General features: G+C 72.2%; 17 protein-coding genes and 1 pseudogene. 4 read left to right on the forward strand and 14 right to left on the reverse strand.

The window, feature by feature from the left end; translation table 11 throughout:
- Window positions 1-129 precede the first annotated feature (129 nt).
- Window positions 130-264, forward strand: a complete 135-nt coding sequence (locus tag AB0M11_RS21980) for a hypothetical protein (RefSeq protein ID WP_365707929.1) — start codon at window positions 130-132, stop codon at window positions 262-264.
- Window positions 265-289: 25 nt separating this feature from the next.
- On the opposite strand, the pseudogene AB0M11_RS21985 reads toward AB0M11_RS21980, so the two are convergent.
- The 12 genes and pseudogenes from AB0M11_RS21985 to AB0M11_RS22040 all read right to left on the reverse strand — a co-directional run.
- Window positions 290-553: pseudogene (locus tag AB0M11_RS21985) on the reverse strand (GNAT family N-acetyltransferase); the annotation flags it as partial.
- Between the two features lie 197 nt (window positions 554-750).
- A complete protein-coding gene (locus AB0M11_RS21990; protein ID WP_365707931.1) occupies window positions 751-1,611 on the reverse strand; it encodes an alpha/beta fold hydrolase in 861 nt (286 codons plus the stop codon).
- 261 nt (window positions 1,612-1,872) lie between these two features.
- Window positions 1,873-2,853 carry an ImpB/MucB/SamB family protein gene (locus AB0M11_RS21995; RefSeq protein ID WP_365707933.1) on the reverse strand — a complete coding sequence of 327 codons (981 nt, stop codon included), beginning with the start codon at window positions 2,851-2,853 and terminating at the stop codon, window positions 1,873-1,875.
- The gene (gene dnaE, locus AB0M11_RS22000; protein ID WP_365707935.1) at window positions 2,850-6,302 is read right to left on the reverse strand and encodes a DNA polymerase III subunit alpha; all 3,453 of its coding nucleotides are present in this window, start codon (window positions 6,300-6,302) and stop codon (window positions 2,850-2,852) included. The genes AB0M11_RS21995 and dnaE overlap by 4 nt, the downstream gene beginning before the upstream one ends.
- 870 nt (window positions 6,303-7,172) lie before the next feature.
- Window positions 7,173-8,072, reverse strand: coding sequence for a S1 family peptidase (locus AB0M11_RS22005; protein WP_365707937.1), 900 nt, complete (start codon window positions 8,070-8,072; stop codon window positions 7,173-7,175).
- A gap of 250 nt (window positions 8,073-8,322) precedes the next feature.
- Window positions 8,323-9,102 (reverse strand): DUF1684 domain-containing protein, encoded by a 780-nt coding sequence (locus AB0M11_RS22010; RefSeq protein WP_365707939.1) that lies wholly within the window; start codon window positions 9,100-9,102, stop codon window positions 8,323-8,325.
- A 67-nt stretch (window positions 9,103-9,169) separates the two neighbouring features.
- On the reverse strand, window positions 9,170-9,985 hold the full coding sequence (locus AB0M11_RS22015) for an LLM class flavin-dependent oxidoreductase (RefSeq protein WP_365707942.1): 816 nt from the start codon (window positions 9,983-9,985) through the stop codon (window positions 9,170-9,172).
- 166 nt (window positions 9,986-10,151) lie between these two features.
- A complete protein-coding gene (locus AB0M11_RS22020; protein WP_365707944.1) occupies window positions 10,152-11,906 on the reverse strand; it encodes an FAD/NAD(P)-binding protein in 1,755 nt (584 codons plus the stop codon).
- Window positions 11,907-12,465: 559 nt separating this feature from the next.
- Window positions 12,466-13,068: an ATP/GTP-binding protein gene (locus tag AB0M11_RS22025; protein WP_365707946.1), complete on the reverse strand. Its 603-nt coding sequence runs from the start codon at window positions 13,066-13,068 to the stop codon at window positions 12,466-12,468.
- The gene (locus AB0M11_RS22030) at window positions 13,052-13,402 is read right to left on the reverse strand and encodes a DUF742 domain-containing protein (protein ID WP_365707948.1); all 351 of its coding nucleotides are present in this window, start codon (window positions 13,400-13,402) and stop codon (window positions 13,052-13,054) included. Before AB0M11_RS22030 ends, AB0M11_RS22025 begins: the two co-directional genes overlap by 17 nt.
- Complete coding sequence (locus AB0M11_RS22035) at window positions 13,399-13,827, reverse strand: roadblock/LC7 domain-containing protein (RefSeq protein WP_365707950.1); 429 nt, start codon at window positions 13,825-13,827, stop codon at window positions 13,399-13,401. Before AB0M11_RS22035 ends, AB0M11_RS22030 begins: the two co-directional genes overlap by 4 nt.
- Window positions 13,824-16,265, reverse strand: coding sequence for a nitrate- and nitrite sensing domain-containing protein (locus AB0M11_RS22040; RefSeq protein ID WP_365707952.1), 2,442 nt, complete (start codon window positions 16,263-16,265; stop codon window positions 13,824-13,826). Before AB0M11_RS22040 ends, AB0M11_RS22035 begins: the two co-directional genes overlap by 4 nt.
- Before the next feature lie 727 nt (window positions 16,266-16,992).
- On the opposite strand from AB0M11_RS22040, the gene AB0M11_RS22045 reads away from it, so the two are divergent.
- On the forward strand, window positions 16,993-17,433 hold the full coding sequence (locus tag AB0M11_RS22045) for a cell division protein SepF (RefSeq protein WP_365707954.1): 441 nt from the start codon (window positions 16,993-16,995) through the stop codon (window positions 17,431-17,433).
- Window positions 17,434-17,469: 36 nt separating this feature from the next.
- Here AB0M11_RS22045 and AB0M11_RS22050 read toward each other — a convergent pair whose 3' ends face one another.
- Together AB0M11_RS22050 and AB0M11_RS22055 are read right to left on the reverse strand one after the other, a co-directional pair.
- The gene (locus AB0M11_RS22050) at window positions 17,470-18,663 is read right to left on the reverse strand and encodes an acyl-CoA dehydrogenase family protein (RefSeq protein ID WP_365707956.1); all 1,194 of its coding nucleotides are present in this window, start codon (window positions 18,661-18,663) and stop codon (window positions 17,470-17,472) included.
- Between the two features lie 333 nt (window positions 18,664-18,996).
- The gene (locus AB0M11_RS22055) at window positions 18,997-20,607 is read right to left on the reverse strand and encodes an MFS transporter (RefSeq protein ID WP_365707958.1); all 1,611 of its coding nucleotides are present in this window, start codon (window positions 20,605-20,607) and stop codon (window positions 18,997-18,999) included.
- A gap of 259 nt (window positions 20,608-20,866) precedes the next feature.
- On the opposite strand from AB0M11_RS22055, the gene AB0M11_RS22060 reads away from it, so the two are divergent.
- Complete coding sequence (locus AB0M11_RS22060; protein WP_365707961.1) at window positions 20,867-22,168, forward strand: mannosyltransferase family protein; 1,302 nt, start codon at window positions 20,867-20,869, stop codon at window positions 22,166-22,168.
- 238 nt (window positions 22,169-22,406) lie between these two features.
- Window positions 22,407-23,426: a phosphatase PAP2 family protein gene (locus tag AB0M11_RS22065; RefSeq protein ID WP_365707963.1), complete on the forward strand. Its 1,020-nt coding sequence runs from the start codon at window positions 22,407-22,409 to the stop codon at window positions 23,424-23,426.
- Window positions 23,427-23,525: the final 99 nt, after the last annotated feature.

The raw sequence follows: 23,525 nt of genomic DNA on the forward strand, positions 1-23,525 counted from the left end.
GACACCCACCACTGACACTCGATCCGTGTGACAGCGACCACTGACAGACCGGCATCGATGAGGAACTCTCGCCGAAAGGGCCTACCTCCGTGACAACGCGGAACTCGGTAGGCACTGAAGGAGGCAGCCATGCGCCGCACAACCGTGCAGAAGCCCCTGAAGAGGACGGACAGCCGCCGGATCCGCAAGGAGACCGACGAGCGCCCGGCCGGACGCCCGGAGGTGCGGAAGGACATCGCACGCACCTGGTGGCCGGACGGCTGACCGTGCCGGTCTCCCCCGCGCCCTTTCAGCTCAGCCGCTTGCGGTGGTGGACGCGGTCGTAGGGTCCGTCCACCCGCCGTTCGACGACTTCACAGCGGTACCTCGGGTACAGCCTCCGGTTCTCCCACATCAGCGCGTTCGTGCAGAGCCTGACCTCGGACAGGCCGAGGGCACGCGCGCGTGCTTCCACGAACTCCAGCAGCCGCCGCCCCGCACCCGTGCCGTACGCGTCGGGGCGGACGGCGACGCTGTCGAGGAACAGGTGGTCCTCGCGCGTCTCGACGACGAGTCCGCTCATGGCGTGACGCCAGCTACCTCAGCGGAGTCTGAGCGCTCCCTTAAGGCGACCATAAGGATCTCCGTCGCCCCCTCCCAACAGGCGATTCCACGGTTTCGTGGGGTTAGTTTGCTGATCGCTCATGACTCCGGGGCCTGACCGGCGGCTCAGGCCGGACAGGCCCCGGCGGCGTTCAGCCGGGCGACGGCTCAGCTGAGGGCCGACGCACAGGTGGTGGGGGTGGCGTGGGCCGGGTCGAGCGCGTTGGCCACCTCGTGGAAGGCGATGCGGTCGAAGAGCCCGATCGCCACGTGTTCGGAGAGGTCGAGCGAGCACAGGTCCTGGAGCAGGACGTTGTGGACGTCGGAGCCGGTCAGGTACTGGCTCTGCCAGGGCGTGGCCACCTCGTCGTACTTGGTGGCGATGACGGTGTAGTGCACTCCGGGGACGGTGTCGCCGCCCGCGTTGAGCTTGGTGAGGAAGTCGGAGCCGGGGATCTGGTCGCCGAGGCCGGGGGTGGTGGCCTTGATCAGGTCCGAGGCGCCGGGGAAGTACGGCAGCAGGTTGGTGAGGCCGCTGAGGGTGGCGCCGTGGTTGTCGGGGGCGAGGCCGACGAGGGCGTTCACCTTGGCGGCACCGCCGAGGAACCTCAGGTAGTAGCGGGGCATCATGCCGCCCTGGGAGTGGCCGACGAGGTCGGCCTTGGCGGCGCCGGTCGCGGCGAGCACTTTGTCGACGAACGCGGAGAGTTGCCCTGCCGACTTGTCGATGGGGCCGAGGCCGTAGAAGACGGGGACGCCGTCCAACTGGCCGTAGTCGAGGGAGAAGACGCAGTAGCCCCGGTCCTCCAGGTACGGGGCGAGGGAGAGCCAGTTGTCCACGGAGTTGCCCAGAGTGCCGTGGACCAGGATCACGGGACGGGGGTGGGCGGCGGAGGGGCGGCAGGAGTAGTCGTTCCAGCCGGTGCTGGGGGCGCTGGACGCATGGGCGGTGGCGGCGGGGACGGCGGCGACGGCGGCGGCGAGGAGCAGCGCGGTCAGGGGTCTGAACGCTCGTTTCCAGGGCAGCATCGGGTGATCTCCTTGCGGCTCAAGGGAGGTGCGACGGCCTTACGCCCTGTGATCCGGATCACGAGGATGCTGTTCACCCATCAAGTTACGGACGAGTAGTGCAAGCGTGAAGTTACGCGTCAGTAAAACTTTCCGGTAACCAGTCGCGAGCCCGTCGTCTGACGGGATGTCACCAGCGGGGCCCACGGGGACCATAGGGGGCTGCACACGCCGAAGACGCCCGCAACACGCGCACCCCCTCCGGCTCGGGGTGGGTTGCGGTCAGTCCGCCAGGGCGGCCGGGCGTACGGCCCTCGGCCCGAAGCGCCGGCGGGCACGGTCTGCCGCCGCTTCGGCGGCGCGGGCGCGGGCATCGCCTGGATCCAGAGAGAGTTGCCGGTAGGCGCTCCCGGCCGGCAGCAGGTCATCGGCGCGGATCGCGAAGGCACGGACTCTCGCTCGCTGCAGCCCGAGGGCGGTCAGCAGGCCAAGGGCCGCAGCGGCAAGGGCGGGTGAGTGGTCGGTGGCTTCCGGCAGGGTGCGCGTACGCGTGGTGGAGCTGCGGTCGGCGTACCGGACCGTGAGGGTGAGCCGGCCGGCGACCTGGCTCTCACCGCGCAGGCGCAGGCCGATCTGCTCGGCGAGTCCCAGGACCGCCCGGTGCTGCCGCGCCGGATCGAGACAGTCCTGGTCCAGCACGAGGTCGGCGGTCAGATGGGTCGCCGGTTCCGCGAGGACCACCGGGCGGGGGTCATGGCCGCGGGCACGTTCGGCCAGCAGCCGCGCCTGGCCGGCTCCGAGGAGCCGTTGCAGGGTCGCCGCGGGCAGGTCGGTGATCTGGCCGATGGTGTGCAGGCCGTATCTGCCGAGCGTCGAGGCCGTGGCGCGGCCGATCCCGGGCAGTGCGGTGACCGGGCGCGGATACAGCCATTCGGCGGCCCTTTCGACGGGGACCCAGGTGGCGTCCCCGGGCGCGGACGCGTCGGCAGCCATGGCCGCCAGCATCCGGTTGCCCGCGAGCCCGGCGCTGCTGTCGATGCCGTAGAGGGCCTTCAGCCTCAGCATCGCCGTCTGGACCAGGTCGTAGGGGGACAGGTCGAAGTACCGGAGCGCCGACGTCAGGTCGAGCTGGACGGCGTCGGGCGGGACGGCCTGGACGTGCGGCGTGAGTCCGGACATCAGTTCGATTATGTCGCCGTACTGGTCCCCGGTCAGCGCCGCGTGCAGGTGCAGGTGGGCGATGTGCCGCTGCCGTGCGCTCATCCCGCGCTCCCGGGGCTTCGGTGGCCGAACTTCTTCAGGTCGGCCGAGCGGGTACCGGCCGGCTGGAGGTCGGCGTACGGGTGCAGGCGGGCGCCGGTGGTGCCGTTGACCAGGGTGCGGCGCGGCTGGGCGGGGGTCGGGTGCGGACGGCTCGCCCCGAGCAGGGCGAGGGCGGCCTCGGGGCCGTTGTCGCGGCGGGCCGCGGCGATCTCGTCCAGGTCCCAGGCCATCGTGCCGACGACGGTGCGACGGGTGCCGCGCACCTGGACCGTGCCGCGGACGAGGAGCAGTCCGCTGTGGAAGACGGTGTGCGCGCAGGCCGGGTGGGAGTCCTCGAAGAACGCCAGGTCGACCAGGCCGGAACCGTCCTCCAGGGTGACGAAGATGATCCGCCTGCCGCTCGCGATCGGCGGCGTCTGGGTCGAGGCCCGGACACCGGCGACGAGGACCTGCTGCCCGGCCCGCAGCCCGGCAAGATGCGCCGCGTCGGTCGCGCCGATCTCGCGCAGCAGCCGGTGGTGGTGCTCCATCAGGTGCCGGGAGACGTCGATGCCGAGGGTGTTCAGCTCGGCGCTCAGCGCCTCACGGCCGGTCATCTCCGGCAGGCCGCTCGGCTCGGCCCCGCCGACGGCGCCTGCGTCGATGGGCAGTTGCCCCTCGTGCGCGGACCGGGTGCGGGACTGCCGGTGCAGCTCGGCGATCTGGAGCAGCAGGTCGCGGCGGGTGAGCCGGCCGTCGTGCAGACAGTTGAGGGCGCCGATCTCGGCGAGGCGTTCGGCGACCGGTCTGCTGGGGTGTGCCCGCTGCCAGAAGTCCGACAGCGATCCGTACGGCTGCCCCTCCTCGATCCGCGCGCACTCGTCCGCTCGGATGCCGTGCACCGCGGACAGCGCGAGCCGCACACCCCACCGGTCCCCGTCGGCCTTCTCCACGGTGTGCCGCACCCGGGAGCGGTTGACGTCGACGGGCAGGACGGGCACCCCGCGGCGGCGGGCGTCGGAGACCAGGACCCGCTTGGGCCACATCCCGGGGTCGTGTTCGAGCAGACCGGCCAGCAGGAACGCCGGGTAGTGCGCCTTGAGCCAGGCACTCTGCAGGGCGGGCACGGCGAAGGCGACCGCGTGGGCGCGGCAGAAGCCGTACGCGCCGAAGGCCTCGACGGTCTTCCACACCTCCTCCCGCACGGCTGCGCCGTAACCGCGCGCGCGGGCCCGCTCGTGGAACCAGTCCCTGATCCTGGGCAGTTGCTCCTTGTCGCCGAGCGCCCGCCGGGTGACCTCGCCGAAGGCGCGGTCGCAGCCGGTCAGCACCCGCAGCGTCTCGATGATCTGCTCGTGCCAGATGGTCACGCCGTAGGTGTCGGCGAGCACCGGCTCCAGGTCGGGGTGCGCGTACTCCGGCGAACCGCCATGACGGGCGGCGATGTACCGCTCGGGCATGCCGCCGGCGACCGGGCCGGGGCGGAAGAGGCTGATGTCGGCGATGACGTCCTGCACGTCGCGGGGCTGCAGCCGGGACAGCAGGTCCTGCTGACCGGGCGACTCCAGCTGGAACAGGCCCAGGGTCTGGCTGGACTGGATGAGCTTGAAGGCGAAGACGTCGTCCAGCGGGACCTGCGCGGGGTCGTCCAGATCGATCCTGCTGCCGGTGGTGCGTTCGATCTCGGTGACGGCGTGGGCCATCGCGGACTGCATCCGGACACCCAGGACGTCGAGCTTGATGTTGCCCAGCGCTTCGATCTCCTCCTTCGCGGCCATGGCCATGGGGTAGTCGCCCTGCGGGGTGGGCTGCACCGGCAGCCGGTCCAGGAGGGTGGCGTCACTGATGACCACGCCGCAGGGGTGCATGGCCATGCCGTGGACCAGGGAGTCGAGGCCCTCGGCGAGCTCCCACAGCGGCCCGTACCGGTGCGCCTCGCCCGCGAGCTGCCGCAGCTCGGGCAGTTCGGCGAGGGCGCCGGTGATGTCACAGGCGCGCAGGTGCGGGAAGCTCTTGGCGATCCGGTCCACGTCGGCGGGCGGGATGCCGAGGGCGAGGCCGGTGTCGCGCAGGGCGCGGCGGGCCCGGTAGGTCTCGGGCATGGCGGTGACCGCCACCCGCTCCTTGCCGAAGCGTTCGAACACCGTGTCGTAGCACTCCAGGCGCCGGGCGGACTCCACGTCGATGTCGATGTCGGGCAGCGACTCCCGGCGTCTGCTCAGGAAGCGTTCGAACAGCAGGCCGTGGTCGAGCGGGTTGGCGGTGGCGATGTCCAGGGCGTGGCAGACCAGCGAACCGGCACCGGAGCCGCGGGCCGCGACCCGGATGCCCTTGGCCCGGATGTCGGCGACGACCTGTCCGATGGCGAGGAAGTACGGGTCGTAGCGCCAGTGGGAGATGACGGCGAGCTCCTCGTCCAGCCGGGCGAGCGCCGCCCGGTCCCGGTCGAGGCCGCGCCGGACCAGGCCGGCCTCGCAGCGCCGGCGGAGCAGCCGGGCCGCGCCGTCGGCCCCGGGCTCGGCACCGAAGAGCGCCGGTTCGGGCAGGTGCGGGGTGCCGAGGCCGAGGTCGGCCACCGGGTCCACGGTGCACGCGGTCGCGGCGTCCGCGGTGTCCGCCATCAGTCGGCGGGCCCGGCGGGCGTCCGTTCCGGCGTGTTCGGTGATCATGCGGGCGACGGCCGCCATTCCGTTCTCGTCCCTGAGCCAGCGCTGTCCGCTGTCCAGACGGCGGCGGTCGATCGGCCGCAGCAGACGCGCGGCGTCCAGCACGTCGGCGAGGCGGTGCTGGCCGGGGTCGGCGTAGCGGACGGCGTTGGAGAGCACGGCGGTGGTGCCGGTGCGGTCGGCCAGCGCGAGGGTGCGGGCGGCCAGACGCAGGGATCCCGGACCGATGCCGGAACGTTTCTGCGCGACGGCTTCCAATCGAACGTCCTTCCCGAAGATCTCCCGCCAGGGCGCCAGCAGCCTCATCGCCACGTCCTCCCGGCCCACCGACAGGGCCCGCACCGGTTCCGAGAGCGGCCCGAGCAGCACGGTCAGACCGGGGCCGCCGTACTCGCGCAACGCCTCCCACGGCACCACCGGCGGCGTTCCGGACACGGCGCCCGCATGGGCGGCCGAGGTGATCCGGCACAGCCGGGCCCAGCCCGCCCGGTCCTGGGCGAGCAGCACGAACCGCAACGGCGGCTCGACGACGTGGGCTCCGCCGCGCACAGGTGTCCGGCGGCGCTGGACCGGCGGCGGGGGCGCCAGGGCCGCCACCGCCAGATCGATGCCGAAGACCGGCCTGACCCCGCCCTTCATGCAGGCCTGTGCGAATCGAACAGCCCCGGTGACCGTGTCCCGGTCGGTGAGCGCGAGCACGGACATGCCCCGCTCGGCCGCCCGCTGAACGAGCTGCTCGGGATGCGAGGCGCCGTAGCGGGCGGAGTAACCGGACGCGACGTGCAGATGGGCGAAGCCCGTCATGCCGCACCTCCATCACTCTGCCCCTTTTCCACCATAAGACCGACATGTTCATCGTACTCTCGTTCGATTACTCTAACCTCATCAGTCCCGGTCAGCGACCCGCAGACGACTTATATTCGAACGTGTCAGCGATTCTTTGAGGGGTGGGCGGCGTCCGGGACCGACGCCACTCCGTCAGCTCCCCGATGGGTCGGCGCAGTTGAGGAGAACCGCCACCGCGACACCAGACCTCGCCGTGGCCACCCGGCACCCGGAGTGACGCGCCGAGTACTCTCGGCGACCACTGCGGCACACTCCGTCACGACGGTGTTCGAATCTTGGGCGCACCGGAGTCCGAGCGGGACGACGCGCCGCCGAGCCGAGGCAGGCCTCCCACGCGTCACCTTCGTGGCGACGGCGCCCTCGGCCGCGCCGGTGCCCAGAGGGCCGGAGGATCGGAGGACCGGCGCCGCGGGAGACGCTGCTCTCGTGGCCCCTCTCATGCGCCCGTGTCCGGACCGCGCACGGGTCGCCGTCGCCTCGGCGGATCCCGGTGCGAACACCGCCGACGGGCAGTACCGTCCCGGACCCCCGGTCAGCCAGGTCAGCCAGGTCAGCCAGGTCAGCCCTGGCGGGAATTCACCCCCGCCGATCCGTCGGCCCTGCGGCCCCCATCCGCCCCGTCCGCCCCCGCCGCTGCGCGTGGACCGCTCCGACGGACACGAGAGCGGCTGCGGCCGCCACCAGCGCCTCGGCCACGCCGGCCCCCAAGGGGGTGACTGCTTCAACGGTCCTTCGCCGGTAACCCCGGGTCCGGACAAGAGCGAGCCCCCGTACGCCGGTTGGGTACGGGGGCTCGCCCGGTGGACCGGGAGCCGGTCCGCGGGGTCGTCAGCCGATGCTCACGCCGTAGTAGCTCAGCGCCTCGGTGACCGGCTGGAAGAAGGTCGTACCGCCGGAGGTGCAGTCACCGCTGCCGCCGGAGGTCAGACCGTAGGCGACGGAACCGCCGTAGAGCGGGCCGCCGCTGTCGCCGCCCTCGGCGCAGACCGTGGTCTGGATCAGGCCGTAGACGATGTCACCGCTGCCGTAGTTGACGGTGGCGTTGAGCGCGGTGACCCGGCCGCTGTGCGTGCCGGTGGTCGAACCGCGGCGGTACACCGTCGTCCCGACGCTGGGCGTGGCCGCGCTGGAGATGGTCTGGCTGCCGACCGCGCTCGGGTGCGCGATCGAGCTGTTGGTGTACTTCACCAGCGCGAAGTCGTTGCCCGGGAAGCTGTAGCCGACGTTGGTGCCCAGCACCGTGCTGTGGCTGGAGTTGCTGTACCAGGTCGAGGCGACCTGACCGCAGTGCCCGGCGGTCAGGAAGTAGTACGTGCTCCCGCTGTGCACGTTGAAGCCGAGCGAGCAGCGGTAGCCGCCGCCGTAGATGGCGTCGCCGCCAGTGATCAGCTTCTTGAAGGTGCCGGGGGTGTGCTTGATGGTGAGCGCGCCGGAGTTGACGCCCGCCTGCCGCTTGATCTTGGCGATCTCGGCGTTGGAGACCGTGGAGTCCACGGTGAGGACGACACGGTGGTTCTTGCTGTCGACGGCCCAGGCGGTGCCGGGGACGTCCGCCTTCAGCACGGAACTGTTCACGGCCTTCAGCTCGGTGGCGCCGAAGGTGTGGGTGGTGCTCGCGTTCGCGGTGGGGACGGCGAACGCGGCCGCGGCCAGGAAACCGGTGCCCACGGCGATCAGCCGGGTCCGTCTCGTGATACCGCTGCGGGGAGTCGTGCGCTTGATCCTCACTTGTCGTTCCCTCCCAGGGGAAGTCGGGGGCCCGCGTGGGGTCGGGGCCCGTGAGGCGCAGCCAGGGGGTGGCGCCCGGATTTCGGACACACATGGCCCTGACAAGCGCTGAGGGGGAGTATTCGGGCGAACGACCGGTACCCGCAAGGGTGCCTTTCGGCCGTGCGACCGTGTGCGAACCACGCCGACTTTGGGTGATCTCGTCGTGTTCCGCACAGGTTGACGTCCTGTCACAGGTCGCGGGAAAGCCTCAGGCGAGACTGCGTTCCCCCGCCTCGACCGCGAGGTCCAGCGTGTTGCCGGGCGGCGGGAAAGGGCAGATGAAGTGGTCCGCGAAGGCACACTGCGGCAGCTGTGCCCGGTTGAGGTCGACGGTGGTGGAGCCGTCGGCGGCCGGGGCGGCCGAATAGAGGAACCTGAAACGGAAGCTGGTGACCCCGCTGGTGGTGTCGGCGAAGACCGCCCACAGCCGTCCGTCGGCCTGCTCGGCGACCTGGAGCGTCAGTTCCCGGCCGGCCAGGGTGAAGCCGAGTTCTCCGGCGAGCACGAGCGCGCGCTCCACTCCGTCCGCGGTGCCGACGCGCACGGTGCGCGGGTCTTCGGCGTACGGCGTGAAGCGTCCGGGCACCGACCAGTGCGGGTCGTACGGGGTGGCGTCGATGCCCCTGAAGGCGCGGCGGGTCCCGGCGGCCGGGTCGTAGTCCCGTACGCCCCAGACGCCCTCGCGGGCCAGCACGACCAGCCGGCGCTCGCCGGAGGTGACCCGGGCCTGCGGTTCGGGGTCGGCGGCGAGCCGGATCTGACCGGCGAAGGGCTCGCCGTCCACGGCCAGGCCGTCGGCCGCGGTCGCGGTGAGCACCACACCGTCCTCGTCGGCCGTCCAGCTTCCGGGGACGCCCGGGAGCCTGCCGTCCGGATGGTCCTCGATCCAGTGGCTGCCGACCAGCGCGAGCGGCCCGTACGGCGCCGCCACCGTCTCCTCGCGGTGTTCGTGCCAGCGCTTCCAGTCCCCGGACGCGTCCGCGATCATATGATCAGTCCTTTCCTGGCTTTCGTCATGCCGCACGCCATGTCTGTCCTGTGGTGCGCGAGGTGGTTCAGGGCGCCGCGAGCTGCCCGGCGGGCCGGGCGAGGCCGAGGTGCTCGCGCAGGGTGCTGCCCGGGTAGAAGGTGCGGAACAGACCGCGGTGCTGGAGGAGCGCCACGGTGCCGTTGACCAGCCGCTCCAGGTCGCGGCGCGGTTCGGCGGGGACCAGGTGGAAGCCGTCGGCGGCACCCTCACCGTGCCAGCCGGCGACCAGTTCCGCCAGGTCCACCGGGCCGCCCCGGTACAACGGCCCCTGCGCGGTCTGCCGGGGACCGCCGCCCCCGTGCCCCGGCGCGGCCGCGCGCTCCCCGTCGCCCAGATCCACCACCAGGCTCACCAGCATCCGCAGCGCTTCCGGATCCCGCCCGGACTCCCGGGCGTACGACCGCAGTTCCTCCCGTACGGCGGCGGCCTGCGCGGAGCCCGCGGCCCGCACCAGGACGACGTCGGCGTACCGGGCGGCGGCCCGCCGGGCGGCCGGCTCGGTGGCGTCGGCCACCCGGACCGGTTGCTCCGGCGCGGGTCCCGGGGCCTCGCTCCACCGGCCGGCCCGCCCCCGGCTGATCCGGTCGAGGTGGGTGACGGCGGCCTCGGGGGCGGTCGTGACCGGCACCAGCCCGATCCGCCGGGTGGCCGGGGCCACCTGCGCCAGCACGGTGAGCGCGCCGGCCTCCGGCCACCCAAACCGGTCGTCGAGTGTCACGAAGTCCAGGCCGCCGCTCTCGGCGAGCCGCACCAGCTCGACGTGCCGCTCCGCGTCGACCACACCGGCCTGGTCCACCGCGGCGGCCAGATGCAGCAGCCCCCGCCCGTACGAGCCGCTCATCACCACGCACCTCCCGGTAAGTCACCTGTCGCGCCAGAGCCGCCACGATCGTTTCCCGGCACCACCGCGGTCCCTGCTCGCCGTCGGAACCTCTCCGCGCCGCGACAGCGTTCGGCCGGGGCTGCGGTGTCCGTCCGGCCGGCCGGGACGCGCACGCGCAGGACGCTCACGAGGCGGATCGCGCCAGACCGGCCAGGAAGGCCAGCGCCGCGCGGGCCGTGGCGTCGTTCTGCCGGAAGGCGGGCCCTCCGGTGCGCGGCCGGGTGAACGCCCCGGGCGTACGGCCGTTCGTGAACGGGCCGAGCGCGAACCGGCGGGGATGCGGGCGGCCGCCCGCGTCGAGGATCCTCCCGTCCGCGGGGTCCACCCGGAGCAGCCCGTCGGCCGTCTCGGCGGCCTCGCCGGCGTGCAGGTCGCGCAGCAACGGGTCCCGGGCGCGTCCCATGGTGGGTTCGGGCAGTCGTGCCTCGACCAGGGCCCGCGCCTCCACGGTGAAGCCGGGCACGGTGTCGGCGGACGCCCGGAACACCCCGTCCGCGGCCGTCACCGTCATCCCGGCGCCGAGGAACCGCAGCACCCCGGCCCGGGACAGCGCGAGCATCTGCCGCAGCCGGGGGCCCGGCGGCCCCGAGGCGAGGTAGCTGAAGAACCCGTGCCACCAGGACCCGATGTCCCCGAGCCGTACCACCTGCCCGTACACCGAGAGCAGTCCGAGGAACACCGCCAGGTCGGGGCTGTACGCGGGATCGTGCCGGCGGCTCAGGTCCGCCTCGATGTAGCCGCGCAGGCCGTCCTGGAACTCCTCGTGCGAGCCGTACCGCACCCCGTCCAGCGGGTGGTCCAGCGCCGCGAGGTCGAGCCGGTCGGCCGGGTCCGGCACCGCGGCAGCCACCAGGGCCCGCACTTCGGCGTCGCCCTCGGCGGCGGCGTACTTCTCCTCGAAGTCCCGCCAGGCGACGGCGGTCCGCTCCTGGTGGACGGTGAACAGCCGGTGGTAGTGGGCGAAGCCCAGCTCCTTCGCCACCAGCGGCCACACGTCCCGCCGGAAGTCGAAACCGCCCGGCCGGGCGAGCAGTTCGTCGATCTCGCCGGGGCCGAGGAAGCGGGGCAGCGGCGGGCGTTCGCCGGTCCAGTCGTAGCCGATCTTCGAGTGGTACGGCACGCCGCGCCGCGACCCGACGTACAGCACCGGTTCCCGTCCGGACGGCAGGTAGGTGTCGCCGTCGTAGCGGCCGCCCCGCCCCTCGGTGAGCAGCACCATCAGGTCGACGAAGGCCAGCCCGAACCCGCGCACCAGCACCGGTTCGCCGGGCCGCAGGGCGGACAGGTCGCTGTCGGCGGTGAAGTCGGGCGGCAGGTGGAGCAGGCCGTGCGCCTCCGCGTGGGCGGCCAACGCCTGCTGTTCCGGGTCGAGTTCGGCGTCCAGGTGGCCGAGGGCGAGGACCACGAGGTCGGCGGGGAGCGGGCGCGACCGGCCCTCCAGCCAGACCTGCTGGCGCCCCTCACGCGGTCCGCTCACCCGCAGGGCGCGGCACGGGTGGTGGTGGACGGTGACGCCGTCGGGGAGGTCGGCCACGGCACGGTCGTAGACGTGGCGCAGATACCGGCCCTGGATCTGTCGGTCGGCGAAGGTACGGCCGTCCAGGCCGGCCCACTCGTGCAGGGTGGGGCCCTCCCGTACCGGACCGGCCATCCGCACCGTCTCGTCCGTGAACATGGTGACGTCCTCGGCGTGCGAGTTCATCCACAGCAGCGGCGACTGGGCGGCCCGCCAGATGCGTCCGGCGCCCGGCGGATGCGGATCGACCAGATGGATGTCGAGGCCCGAACCGGCGTACAGCTCGGGCGCGTTGGCGGCGATGCGCTCCAGGAGTCCGGTCCCCCGCGGCCCGGCTCCCACGATCACCAGTTGGGGCCTCATCGGGTGACCTCGGGCCCGGGGGTGCCGGGGGCGGAGGCGGTGGGGGTCATGACGGGGATGGCGGGGGGCGCGGAAGACATGCGAAGGCTCCGTGGCGGATCAGTCGAACACGGTGGACGCGCACACGGGGTGCGGGTGCCTTCACACGGAGCGCCGCGCTGCGGCGCTCTTACGGCCGAGCCCCTCAGCAAGGCCGTCCGTCGACTCTACGGCGCCGTTTCCCCTCACTGTCAAGGGTGTCCAGAGTGTGGGCAACGTGTCTCAGGTCAGTTGACGGAAAACCGGAGACCTGTTCCACTTGGCCCATGCATCCGCAGCAGTGGCTGGTCAAGCGCTCCCACATCGACTTCGGTCGAGTGTGGTCCTGTTCCTGTTGAGCTGACCCCCTGCGCGCCCCGCGACCGGCGGGGACTCTGCACGTTCTCCCTCCGTCTTCACACGCACGCCCCTCCCCTCGACCACAGACGCCGCATCGACGCGCCCCCGAAGGGGCGCGAGGAACCGCGCGGCGGCCACGCCCGAAACCCGCGGCCGCCGCACCGCCCCGGCGTCCCACCCCCTACCTCGACGTCACCGCCACCCTCCTCTTCGCGGGCCCGACCCGCTGCCCGATCACCCGGTCCAGCAACGCCCCCAGCACATCCCGCACCGCCCCCCGCTCCCGCGCGTCGCACTCCAGCACCGGCACCTCCGCTCCCAGACCCAGCGCCTCCCGCACCTCCTCCAGTTCGAACCGCTCGGCCCCGTCGAAGCGGTTCACGGCGAGGACGAAGGGCGCGCCCCGCGCCTCGAAGTAGTCGACGGCGGGAAAGCACTCCTCGATCCGGCGGGTGTCCGCGAGGACCACCGTGCCCAGTGCTCCCTCCACCAGGTCGTCCCAGAGGAACGAGAACCGGTCCTGTCCGGGCGTCCCGAACAGGTACAGCGCGATGGTCGGATCCAGCGTGATCCGGCCGAAGTCGAGCGCCACGGTCGTCGTGGTCTTGGACTCGACACCGGCCAGCGAGTCGACGCCGACCGACACCTGGGTGATCGCCGCCTCCGTGTCCAGCGGCTCGATCTCCGAGATCGCCCCGATGAACGTCGTCTTGCCGACCCCGAGTCCCCCACTCACCACGATCTTCACGGCGAGCGGTACCACCCGCTCAGAGCGCCCGGACATGGTCCCTGATCCTTTCGAGCAACTGGAGCGGCAGCTCCGCGGGTTGCCGGCAGGTGAGCTGCCCGGCGACGACCAGATCGGAGATCAGCACCTTGGCGACTCCGAGGGGTACGCCGACCCGGTGCGCCACCTCGGCGACCGTCGTCGGCTGCGCGCACACCGCCACGATGTGCCGGCGTTCGAACGTGAGCGACTCGTCCGGCTCCCCCACGGCCATCACCATCGTCTCCAGCCGCAGATCGGTCTGGAGCGGCTCGGCCCGTCCGCCGGTGATGATGAACGGCCGTACGAAGGAGGCGTCCTCGACGGGTTCGTGCGGTTCCGTCTCGCTCATCGTGGCAACGCCTGCCGCAGATCGGCGATGAGCGTCGGGGTCAGCAGGTCACCGGCCCGTTCCGCGAGGACCGCCATCTCGTAGCCGACGAGTCCCAGCTCGCCGCCGGAGTCGGCGAGGACGCCGAGACAGCTGCCGTCCCGGATCGCCGAGACCAGCAGGAAGCCGCGCCCCATCTCGATCATGATGAGCTTGACCCCGTCGAAGCTGTACCGCTTGGACGCGCTGCGCGCGAGCGACGAGAGCCCTGAGACGATCGCCGCGAGATGGTCGGCCTCGGTACGCCCGAGCCCGTCCGAGACGGCGATCAGCAGCCCGTCGGAGGAGACGGCGACCGCGTCCCGTACCCCGTCCGTGGACCTGACGAAGTTCGCGAGCAGCCAGTTGAAGGTCCGCGAGTCGCTGGGGGTGCCGACAGTGGTCACTGGGCGTCCCCTCCGCCCTGCGCATCGCCCTTCACACCGACTTGCGCGGGGCCCTTCACGCCGGTTGCCACGTCGGCCTGCACACCGGCCTTCACGTCGGCCTTCACGTCGCTCTGCACACCGGCCTTCACGTCGGCCTTCACGTCGCTCTGCACACCGGCCTTCGCATCTGCCTTCACGTCGCTCTTCACGTCGGCCTTCGCAGCGCTCTTCACGTCGGCTTTCCGCTCCCGCTCCCGTTTCTCCCTCTCCACGCTGATCCCGCCCCGCATGTGCGCGCTGCGCAGAGTGGCGAGCATCCCGGAGACCTCCTCGGGGCTGCGCTGGGGCGTGGGTTCGGCGGGCGCCGGCCGGCCGGTGCGGTCGGTCTCGCTGACGGCCTCCGCGATCGCGCTGCGCTGGGGCCGCTTGACGAGCCCGTTGCGGGTGCGGGCGGCCGAGGCGCCCTTCTTCTGCGGCTGCTCGGGCGTGGCCCCGGCGGCGACCGGCCGTGTCTCGTCGGGCTCCTGGCGCGGGGCCGGGATCACGGCGGACGGTTCGGTGCCGGCGGCCTCCTGGGCAGTCGCCGTCGCCTCCGTGAGCAGACTGACCGGAATGAGCACCCGGGCGACCACTCCGGCGGCCGGCGCCTCGCCGAGCCGTACCTCGATCCCGCACTTGCGGGCAAGCGCGCCGACCACGAAGTGCCCGAGGAAGCGGGTGGGTTCGGCCATGAAGCCGGCGGTGCCGGAAAGCCGTACGTTGGCCTCCGCGAGCGCCCGGGCGTCCATGCCGAGGCCGTGGTCGACGATGGCGACCAGATAGCCGGCGCTGGTGCGGCGGCCCTCGATCTCCACGTCCGAGTCCGGCGGGGAGAAGCTCAGCGCGTTCTCGATCAGCTCGGCGAGGAGGTGGGCGATCTCGGCGACGACCGAGCCGGTGAGACGGGCCGGCTCGACCCGGCGCAGGGTGACCCGGCGGTACTCCTCGACCTCCGCCAGGGAGGCACGCAGCACGTCCGTGATGGACAGCGGGGTGGACCAGGGCCGGGGGCTGGACTCCCCGGCGAGGACGAGCAGGCTCTCGGCGTTGCGGCGCATACGGGTCGCGAGGTGGTCCAGTTCGAAGAGGCTGGCGAGGGTCGCGGGGTCGGCGTCCTCGTGCTCCAGCTTGTTGATGAAGCTGATCTGCCGGCGCACCAGGTTCTGGTTGCGGCGGCCGAGGCTCACCAGCGAGTCGGTGGTGTTGCGGCGCAGCACGGCCTGCTCGGTGGCGAGGTCGTAGGCAGCCTGCTGCACCCGGTCGAAGGCCTCGGCGACCTCCTTGACCTCGGCGCCGGCCTTGTCGGACACGGCGAGCGGGGCCGGCGGCTCGGGTTTCGCGCCGCCGGAGCCGTCCTGGACGGCGGTGACGGCCTTCGGCAGCCGCTGCCCGGCGATCTCGCGGGCCTGCTGGGCGAGTTCGGCGAGCGGCGCGGAGACGGACCGTACGCAGTCGAGGGCGAGCGCTCCGAGCGCGGCGACGGTGCCGAGGGCGAGCAGCAGGAAGAGCAGCAGGTCGCGCTGGGCGGTGCCCTCCAGCGCGGCGGCCCGGTCCTCGACGTCGGTGCCGAGCGAGACCTGGACGTCGCGCAGCCCGTTGATGGTGGCGGTCATCGCGTCCCACCACCGCATGGGCGGGATGTCGTTCCACTTCAGTTTTCCGCCGGCCTTGACGGCGGTGTCCTCGTAGGCCAGGGCGCGCTCGGCGTCCGGGGTGGTCATGGCGGCGTCCAGGCGGCGTTGCTGGGCGTCGGTGGCCGAGCGCGGGAAGGCGTCGAGGGCGGCGAGGCGGCCGGCCCTGATCTCCATGAACCGGCTGTAGTCGTCGCCCTGGAACCGTCCGGCGCGCACCGAGCCGAGCACGATGGCGCGCTCCTCGCCGGTGAACTCCTTGGCGTTGCCGAGGGTCCGCAGGGCCTGGTAGGCGTCGCGCAGGGTGGCGTCGTGGACGTCGCTCAGGCCGAGGTCGAGCCGGTCCAGGACGGTGATGGTGGTGGTGAAGTAGTCGAAGGTGTCCTTCACCACGCCGGTGTGGTCGTCCGCGTGCTCGCGGATGCCGGTGAGTCCGTCGAGCCGTCCGAGGGACTCGCGGACCGAGCCGGCGGCCGGGTCGGGCCGGCCCCGGAGCGCCTGGGCGAGCCGGTCGCGGGCGGTGTCGGTGGCCTTGCGCTGCGCGGGCAGCTTGCCGGCGAAGTCGCTGACGCCGCCGACGTATCCGGTGGTGAGACCGCGCTCCTTCTGGAGTTCGTGGATGAGGCCCTGCAGCGTGATCTCCAGCCGGGCGTCGGCCGCGGTGGCGGAGGCGTTGCGGTAGGCGGAGACCTGCTCGGTGGCCGCGATGCCCAGCAACGTCAGCAGGACGGCGAGGGCCAGCACCAGAATCCTCAGGAGCCTGGCGCGGATGGTGGCTGCTTGCACAGATGTGCCTTAATGACGAGGCGAGTTGATGGATGCGCTGAACCGGGGGAGAAATGGTTCGGCGCTCCGGCCAACGAACCTCCCCGGGCAGCGGTCACCCGATCATGTTTTTGTTTTACGTCACGGAAACAGGATCAAGGCGAATGCCGAGGCGGCGGCCCCGGCGCCGCCGTCCGTATACGGTGACGCCCTCGCACGCAGGTTGACGCCGTTGCGGCGGCCGCCGCAGCCGGACCGGCCGGCGCCCCTGATCCGTCGTCAGCGCCGGGCGGCGGAGCCCACGATGGCGCGCGACATCCCGCGCGAACCTCCGGCGATCACCGCGCCCGACGCGCCCCGGCCCTGTCCCAGGCCGCGCGCACGCCGCCCACCAGGCCTTTTTCCGGACACCACCGCTCGGCAGAGCGGGCGGTCCCCTCACCCGAAGGCCCGTCAAAGGGCCGTCGACAGCCCGTCACAGAGGGTCCGAACTCCCCCTGCCTCGCCCCTGTCTGTTCACTCGGACGCACCATTCATCACCCGGACGCCGGAGACAATCATATTTCACTCTCAGTCAGCAGGTGTGTGAACCAACGCCCTTGGGGTACCTGGGCTCTCGACGTTTTGGCTCTGCACCAGTACCGTCACAAACCCCCCGTGCGGCGTCTATCCACTTGGCGCGACATCCGCATCATGGACGACGATAGGGATGCGGAAGCAGATAAGACCGCTGTGAGAGGAGGCGTCCATGGGATCGGTACGCAAGGCGAGTGCCTGGCTTGGCCTGGTCGACGACAACGATGACGAGCGCTACTACGACGACGACTACTCCGAAGGGACCGAGCAGCCCGGGGATGCCTGGGTCACCGACCCCCGGGTCAAGGTGGCCTCGGACACCGCCGAGGAGAAGGGCCGCCGGATCGGCACGGTCACCCCGGACAGCTTCCGGGACGCCCGCGCGATCGGCGAGCTCTTCCGGGAGGGCGTGCCGGTCATCGTGAACCTCACGGCCATGGAGCCGGCCGACGCCAAGCGGGTGGTCGACTTCGCGGCCGGGCTGACCTTCGGCCTGCGCGGCACGATCGAGCGGGTCGCCAACCGGGTCTTCCTGCTGACCCCCGCGAACACCGAGATCGTCAGCGGTGAGCCGGCCCGGCGCCGCGAGGACGGCTTCTTCAACCAGAGCTGAGGCAGGGCCGCTCACCGGCCCTGCCCCGGCGCGGGGTCACCGGAAGGCGTCGAGCCCGGTGAGTGCCTTGCCCAGCACCAGCTGGTGCATCTCGACGGTGCCCTCGTAGGTGAGCACCGATTCGAGGTTGGTCGCGTGCCGCATCACGGGGTACTCCAGCGAGATCCCGTTCGCCCCGAGAATCGTCCGCGCCGTACGGCAGATTTCGATCGCCTCGCGCACGTTGTTGAGTTTGCCGAAGCTGACCTGCTCGGGACGCAGGCGGCCGGCGTCCATCCGCCGCCCCAGATGGTGGGCGAGCAGGATCCCCTTGTGCAGTTCGACCGCCATGTCGGCGAGTTTGGCCTGGGTGAGCTGGAAGCCGCCGATGGGCCGACCGAACTGCTCCCGTGACTTCGCGTAGTCGACGGCGGCCTCGAAGCAGGTGCGGGCCGCGCCCATGGCACCCCACACGATCCCGTACCGGGCGTGCGACAGACAGCTGAGCGGCCCCTTGAGCCCGGTGACCTCCGGCAGTACGGCGTCGGCGGGCAGCCGTACGTCGTCCATCACCAGCTCACTGGTGACACTGGCCCGCAGCGACCACTTGTGCCTGATCTCGGGTGCCGAGAACCCCGGCGTGTCCGTGGGCACGACGAACCCGCGGATGCCGTTCTCCGTCTGCGCCCACACGACGGCGACGCCGGCCACCGACCCGTTGGTGATCCACATCTTCCGGCCGCTGAGCACCCAGTCGCCGCCCGCGTCGCGCCTGGCGTACGTCCGCATGGCGGCCGGGTCGGACCCGTGGTCCGGCTCGGTGAGCCCGAAGCACCCGATGACGTCACCGGCGGCCATGCCCGGCAGCCACCGCGACCTCTGTTCCTCACTCCCGAACCGGTGGATCGCGTACATGGCGAGCGACCCCTGCACGGAGACCAGCGACCGGATGCCCGAGTCGGCGGCCTCCAGCTCCAGGCAGGCGAGCCCGTACTGCACGGCGGACGCCCCGGCGCAGCCGTAGCCGCTGAGCGACATGCCGAGCGCCCCGATCGACCCGAGTTCCTTGGCGAGTTCCCTGATGCCGGGCAGTTCCCCGCTCTCGTACCACTCGGCGACGAACGGCAGCACCCGGTCAGCCGCCCACCTCCGCACGGTCTCCCGTACGGCGACATCCTCCGGCTCCAGCAGATCGTCGATCCCGAGCGGGTCACCGGCATCGAACGGAGGCAACTTCACGGACGCGGACATCAGAACCCTCCCAAAACTAGCACCGCTAGTTACTCCAGCTTAGGCCCACTCCCCCCAACACCGCACGGACGGCACGCGACCGGCAAAGCCTTGCCCCCCACCCGCCAACCACCACCAACCCCCACAGGTCGTCCCACCTCCCTCCCCACCCGCACGGGCGGCACGCCACCGGGAAAAGCACCGACCCGCACCCGCCAACCACCACCAACCCCCACAGGTCGTCCCACCTCCCTCCTCACCCGCACGGGCGGTGCGTGGGCGGGAAAAGCTCTGGCCCGCACCCGCCGACGCGGAGCACCCGCAGGGCGGCCCACCCCGCACGCGCGGGCCGGGCTACGCCGAGACGCGGGAGCGTTGGGGTTCGCGCGGGGCGGGGAGTTCCACCGGCGCCTCTTCGCACTGCATCGCCCGCGGCAACCGCAGCGCCATCACCGCCCCCAGCAGCAACAGCCCCGCGCTCACCAGCAACGTCACATGCAGCCCGTGCACGAACGAGTCCCGCGCCGCCCGCCGCAACGCCGCGCCCGCCGTCCCGCCCAGCCGTCCGGCGACCGCGTACGCCTCGCCCAGCGAGTGCCCCGCCGCGGCCGACGCCGGCCCCGGTACCCCCGGCACCGCCGCCAGCCCGGGCGCGTACGCCGCGTTCATCACGCTGCCGAGCAGTGCGATCCCGATCCCGGCGCCCAGCTGGTACGACGTCTCGCCGATCGCCGCCGCCCCACCGGCCTGCTCCGCCGGCGCCTCGCTCAGCATCGACTCGTACGCCCCGAAGAGCGTGGTCTCCAGACCGAAGCCCAGCAGCAGGAAACCGGCGAGCAGCAGACCCGCGTTGTCCACCCCGCCCATCGCCGTCAGGGTGAGCACCGCCGCCGCGGTCAGGCAGAAGCCGAAGCACACCATCCGGCGCGGCCCGAACCGCCGCAGCAGCCGCGCCCCGGCCAGCCCCGCGGCCATCGCGGCGAGCGTCAGCGGCAGCAACCGCAGCCCGGTCTGCAGGGGCGACAGCCCCAGCACCAGTTGCAGATACTGCGCGGCGATCAGCTCAAGGCCCACCAGCGCCAGCATCGCCAGCACGATGCAGCCCACCGCCGTACTGAACGCCGGCCGCGCGAACATCTTCAGGTCCACCAGCGGGAACGTCCGCCGCCGTTGCCGTCGTACGAAGAGGACCAGCAGCAGCGCGCCCAGCAGCAGCGGCGCCGCCGTCAGGACGCTGCCCGCCGGCTCGCCGCCGCCCAGCCGCTTCACCGCGAACACGACGCCGAACAGGCCGGCCGCCGCCATCAGGGCGCCGACCACGTCCCAGGGGCCGTCGCGGTCGCCGCGCGACTCGGGGAGGAAGAGGCGCCCCACCGGGAGGCTGACCAGCATCAGCGGGATGTTGACCAGGAAGACGGAGCCCCACCAGAAGTGTTCGAGCAGGAAGCCGCCGAGCAGGGGTCCCACCGCCGCGCCGACCGCCGCCACCGCGCTCCAGACGCCGATGGCGAGAGCCCGCTCGCGGCGGTCGGGGAAGACCTGCCGGAGGATGGAGAGGGTCGCCGGCATGATCATCGCCCCGCCGACGCCGAGCAGCGCACGGGCCCCGATCAGCGCCGCCGCGCTCGGCGCGAGGGCGGCCGCCGCGGAGGCGATGCCGAACAGGGCGTAGCCGAGGAGCAGCACGCGGCGCCGGCCCACCCGGTCGCCGAGCGTGCCGAAGAGGATCAGCAGCGAGGCGCAGACCAGCGGGTAGACGTCGACGATCCAGAGCAGTTCCATGGCGCCGGGCCTGAGGTCCTCGGTGACGGCCGGCACCGCGACGTGCAGCACGGTCGCGTCGAGGGCGACCAGCAGCAGGCTGACGCAGAGGACGACGAGGACGACCCAGCGGTTGGCGCCGGCACCGGCCCTGGACGCCGCCCGACGGCGCGGTCGTACGGCGGCCGTGGTCGTCCCGGACATGTACCTACCTCCCAGAGATCCCTCACGTGCGGCGGACCGGCGGGGTGGGGACGCCCCGTCGTACGGCCGGAGAGGAGCGGGGTCTCCGGCCCGCGCATACGAACGCGAGTGACATGTCAGCGTACGCGAGTTCGTTACGGGGGTACGTGGCGGACCTCTCACACGCTCCGGAGAACTCGTGTGGCGTACACCACTGCCCCGTTGCGCACCACGCCCGCGTGGAACCCGGCGGTTCCGCCTCCCGTCGATAATCGAGCCCGTGACCGATCTTGAAGCGCCCGTGGCGGCTCCGTGCGCCCTCGCCCTGCGCCGGGCGGCGCCGGCCCTGCTCGGGTACGCGGCGGTACGCGCCCTGGGCCTGGTCGTGCTGGCCGGGTGGAGCGCGGCGCGCGGCAAAAGCGCGTACATCCTGCTGACGGCGCGCTGGGACTCGCTGTGGTACGCACGGGTCGCCGGCCCGGGCTACGGCTACGAGGTGCGGCTGCCGAACGGCGACGTCCACTCCGACCTGGCCTTCTTCCCGCTGCTGCCCTGGCTGGAGCGCCTGCTGCACGCGCTCACGCCCCTGTCGTACGCCGGCGCCGGCTTCACCGTGAGCGTGCTCGCCTCGCTCGCCGCGGCCTGGGGGATCTTCGCCGTCACGGAGGTCGTGTACGGCCGGCGGGTGGGGGTCTGCGCGGTGCTGGTGTGGGCCGTCCTGCCGGTCGGGATCGTGCAGTCGATGGCGTACAGCGAGTCGCTGTTCACGGCGCTGGCCGCGTGGTCGCTGTACGCCGTGCTGACCGGCCGCTGGGTGGGCGCCGGGGCACTGGCCGCGCTGGCGGGGCTGACCCGGCCGGTGGGGCTCGCCGTGGTGGCGGCGGTGTGGGCGGCGGGGGTGGTCCCGTTCGTGCGGGACCGAGTCAGGGGCGCACGGGAGGGGGGTGCGGATCAGCGGGACGGCGCGCGACTCGACGAACGTGCCCCCGACATCTCCAGCGCCGCCCGTGCCCGGCGCGCACCACAGACAACCGGCGCACCCCATGAAACAAGCGCCCCCCGTGTCGGCACCGCCGCCGCCCCGGTCGGGCGCCGCGCCCTCGGCCTGCTCCTCGCCCCCGTCGGCACCGCCGCCTATGTCCTGTGGGTCGGCCACCGCACCGGCCGGGGCGCGCTGGGGTACCTGGACGTCCAGGCGGGCTGGCGCAACGGCTTCGACGGCGGCTACGCGTTCGCCCGCTTCGTCGCCGACAAGTTCACGTCATTCCCGTCGGCCGCGGCCGGTGCGGGCCTGGTCCTCGGCGTCGGCCTGCTGCTGTGGCTCTACGTGGCCGGCGTCCGCCAGCGTCAGCCGCTCCCGTTGCTGGTCTACACGGGTGTCGTCCTCGCGCTCGCGCTCTGCGCGTCGAGCTACTTCGGGTCCAAGCCGCGCCTGCTGATGCCCGCCTTCCCGGTCCTGCTGCCGCTCGCCCGCGCCCTCGCCCGACTGCGCACCGGCAGATCAGCGCTGGTCACGGCCGGTGTGGCGGTGGCTTCGGCGGTCTATGGCGCGTTCTGGCTGAACGGCTCCGGGCCTCCATGATCATTTCGGTGGCCGCGATGAGCAGCCGGAGAATTCCACCCCATGCTCTGGTTAACGAATTCATAAGTGCCATAAAACGGCGACCCGACATGATCAAAGGAATTGAAGGGCGGACCGGCCGAGGATTACGGAATCCTTAGAATTCGGCGGCCTCCTGAGAGGTTTCCCACATCACATCGTCATCACAAAGCCGCTGTTTCGTCCGGGAACAGAGCTCACTCGCTGTAACGTCGATTGGGTGCGTACCGAACGAAACCTCACCCGTCTGGACCGGGTGTTCGCCAGGCTGGACCGTGAGCCGGAACGGCCCACCCACATTGATGTGCCGAAGATGAGCCGGCACCGGGTCGTGTTGTTCACCGCGACCCTCGCCTTCTACCTTGCGATCGTGTGGGCCGTCGTGATCACGTCCTGGCTGGTCCGGCTCGACTGGCAGGTCATGTTCTTCCGGCCGTACCAGCAGTGGTCGGGAATCCACTGGTTCGTCGACTACTACGTGGTCCTCGGCCAGCGCGGCCCGACCGCCGTGATGGTCGCGGCCTGGCTGGGCTGGCGCTCGTGGCGGCAGCACACCCTGCGCCCGCTGCTCACGCTCGGCGCCTCGCTGCTGCTGCTCAACATCACGGTCGGTGCCGCCAAGCTCGGCATGGGGCGCCTCGGACCGCACTACGCGACCGTCATCGGCTCGAACGAGATGGGCCTGGGCGGCGATATATTCCCCAGCGGACACACCGCCAACGCGGTGGTGACCTGGGGAATTCTGGCATATCTGGCCTCCACCCCGAGAGCCCGCCGCTGGCTCTCGGCCGCCTCGGCGGTCACCTCCCTCGGCGTCGGCATGTCCACCGTCTACCTCGGTACGCACTGGCTGAGCGACGTCCTGCTGGGCTGGGCCGCGGGGCTGCTGATCCTGCTGGCGCTGCCGTGGTGCGAGCCGTTCATCGCCCGCGCCGAGACCTGGCTCTTCGACCTGCGCGACCGCTGGCGTGCCCGCCGCGGCGCCACAGTGGGCGCGCCCGTCCCGGTGCCGGTGATCCTCAAGCCGCGTCCGGCGGTCGTCGAGCGCACGACGCCGGAGCGCGAGCCGGTCTCCCTGGCCCGCGCGCCCAGGGCCCCGATCCATCTGGCACCCGGCCCGCACACGGCCCGCTCGGAGCGCACCCCGGTGACCCCGGCGGGCAGCCGCCGCCCGCAGCACCCCGAGCGGCCGCCGCGCGGCACCGCCGCCCAGGCCGCCCGCCCACTGACGGGCGGCTGACGGCCGTACGACGGCGACCGCGGGCGAGGTACGCACAGCCGGCCCCGGCACGGCGAAGGCCCCGGTTCCCCACTGCGGTAACGGGGGCCTTCGCCGTCG

Source organism: Streptomyces sp. NPDC051987, from assembly GCF_040680735.1.
Classification (GTDB): Bacteria; Actinomycetota; Actinomycetes; order Streptomycetales; family Streptomycetaceae; genus Streptomyces.

What these genes read in the sequence shown, in the direction of transcription:
- AB0M11_RS21980 (WP_365707929.1), top strand. Translation starts at nt 130, where the DNA reads ATGCGCCGCACAACCGTGCAGAAGCCCCTGAAGAGGACGGACAGCCGC.
- AB0M11_RS21990 (WP_365707931.1), bottom strand. Translation starts at nt 1,611, where the DNA reads ATGCTGCCCTGGAAACGAGCGTTCAGACCCCTGACCGCGCTGCTCCTC.
- AB0M11_RS21995 (WP_365707933.1), bottom strand. Translation starts at nt 2,853, where the DNA reads ATGAGCGCACGGCAGCGGCACATCGCCCACCTGCACCTGCACGCGGCG.
- dnaE (WP_365707935.1), bottom strand. Translation starts at nt 6,302, where the DNA reads ATGACGGGCTTCGCCCATCTGCACGTCGCGTCCGGTTACTCCGCCCGC.
- AB0M11_RS22010 (WP_365707939.1), bottom strand. Translation starts at nt 9,102, where the DNA reads ATGATCGCGGACGCGTCCGGGGACTGGAAGCGCTGGCACGAACACCGC.
- AB0M11_RS22015 (WP_365707942.1), bottom strand. Translation starts at nt 9,985, where the DNA reads ATGAGCGGCTCGTACGGGCGGGGGCTGCTGCATCTGGCCGCCGCGGTG.
- AB0M11_RS22020 (WP_365707944.1), bottom strand. Translation starts at nt 11,906, where the DNA reads ATGAGGCCCCAACTGGTGATCGTGGGAGCCGGGCCGCGGGGGACCGGA.
- AB0M11_RS22025 (WP_365707946.1), bottom strand. Translation starts at nt 13,068, where the DNA reads ATGTCCGGGCGCTCTGAGCGGGTGGTACCGCTCGCCGTGAAGATCGTG.
- AB0M11_RS22030 (WP_365707948.1), bottom strand. Translation starts at nt 13,402, where the DNA reads ATGAGCGAGACGGAACCGCACGAACCCGTCGAGGACGCCTCCTTCGTA.
- AB0M11_RS22045 (WP_365707954.1), top strand. Translation starts at nt 16,993, where the DNA reads ATGGGATCGGTACGCAAGGCGAGTGCCTGGCTTGGCCTGGTCGACGAC.
- AB0M11_RS22050 (WP_365707956.1), bottom strand. Translation starts at nt 18,663, where the DNA reads ATGTCCGCGTCCGTGAAGTTGCCTCCGTTCGATGCCGGTGACCCGCTC.
- AB0M11_RS22055 (WP_365707958.1), bottom strand. Translation starts at nt 20,607, where the DNA reads ATGTCCGGGACGACCACGGCCGCCGTACGACCGCGCCGTCGGGCGGCG.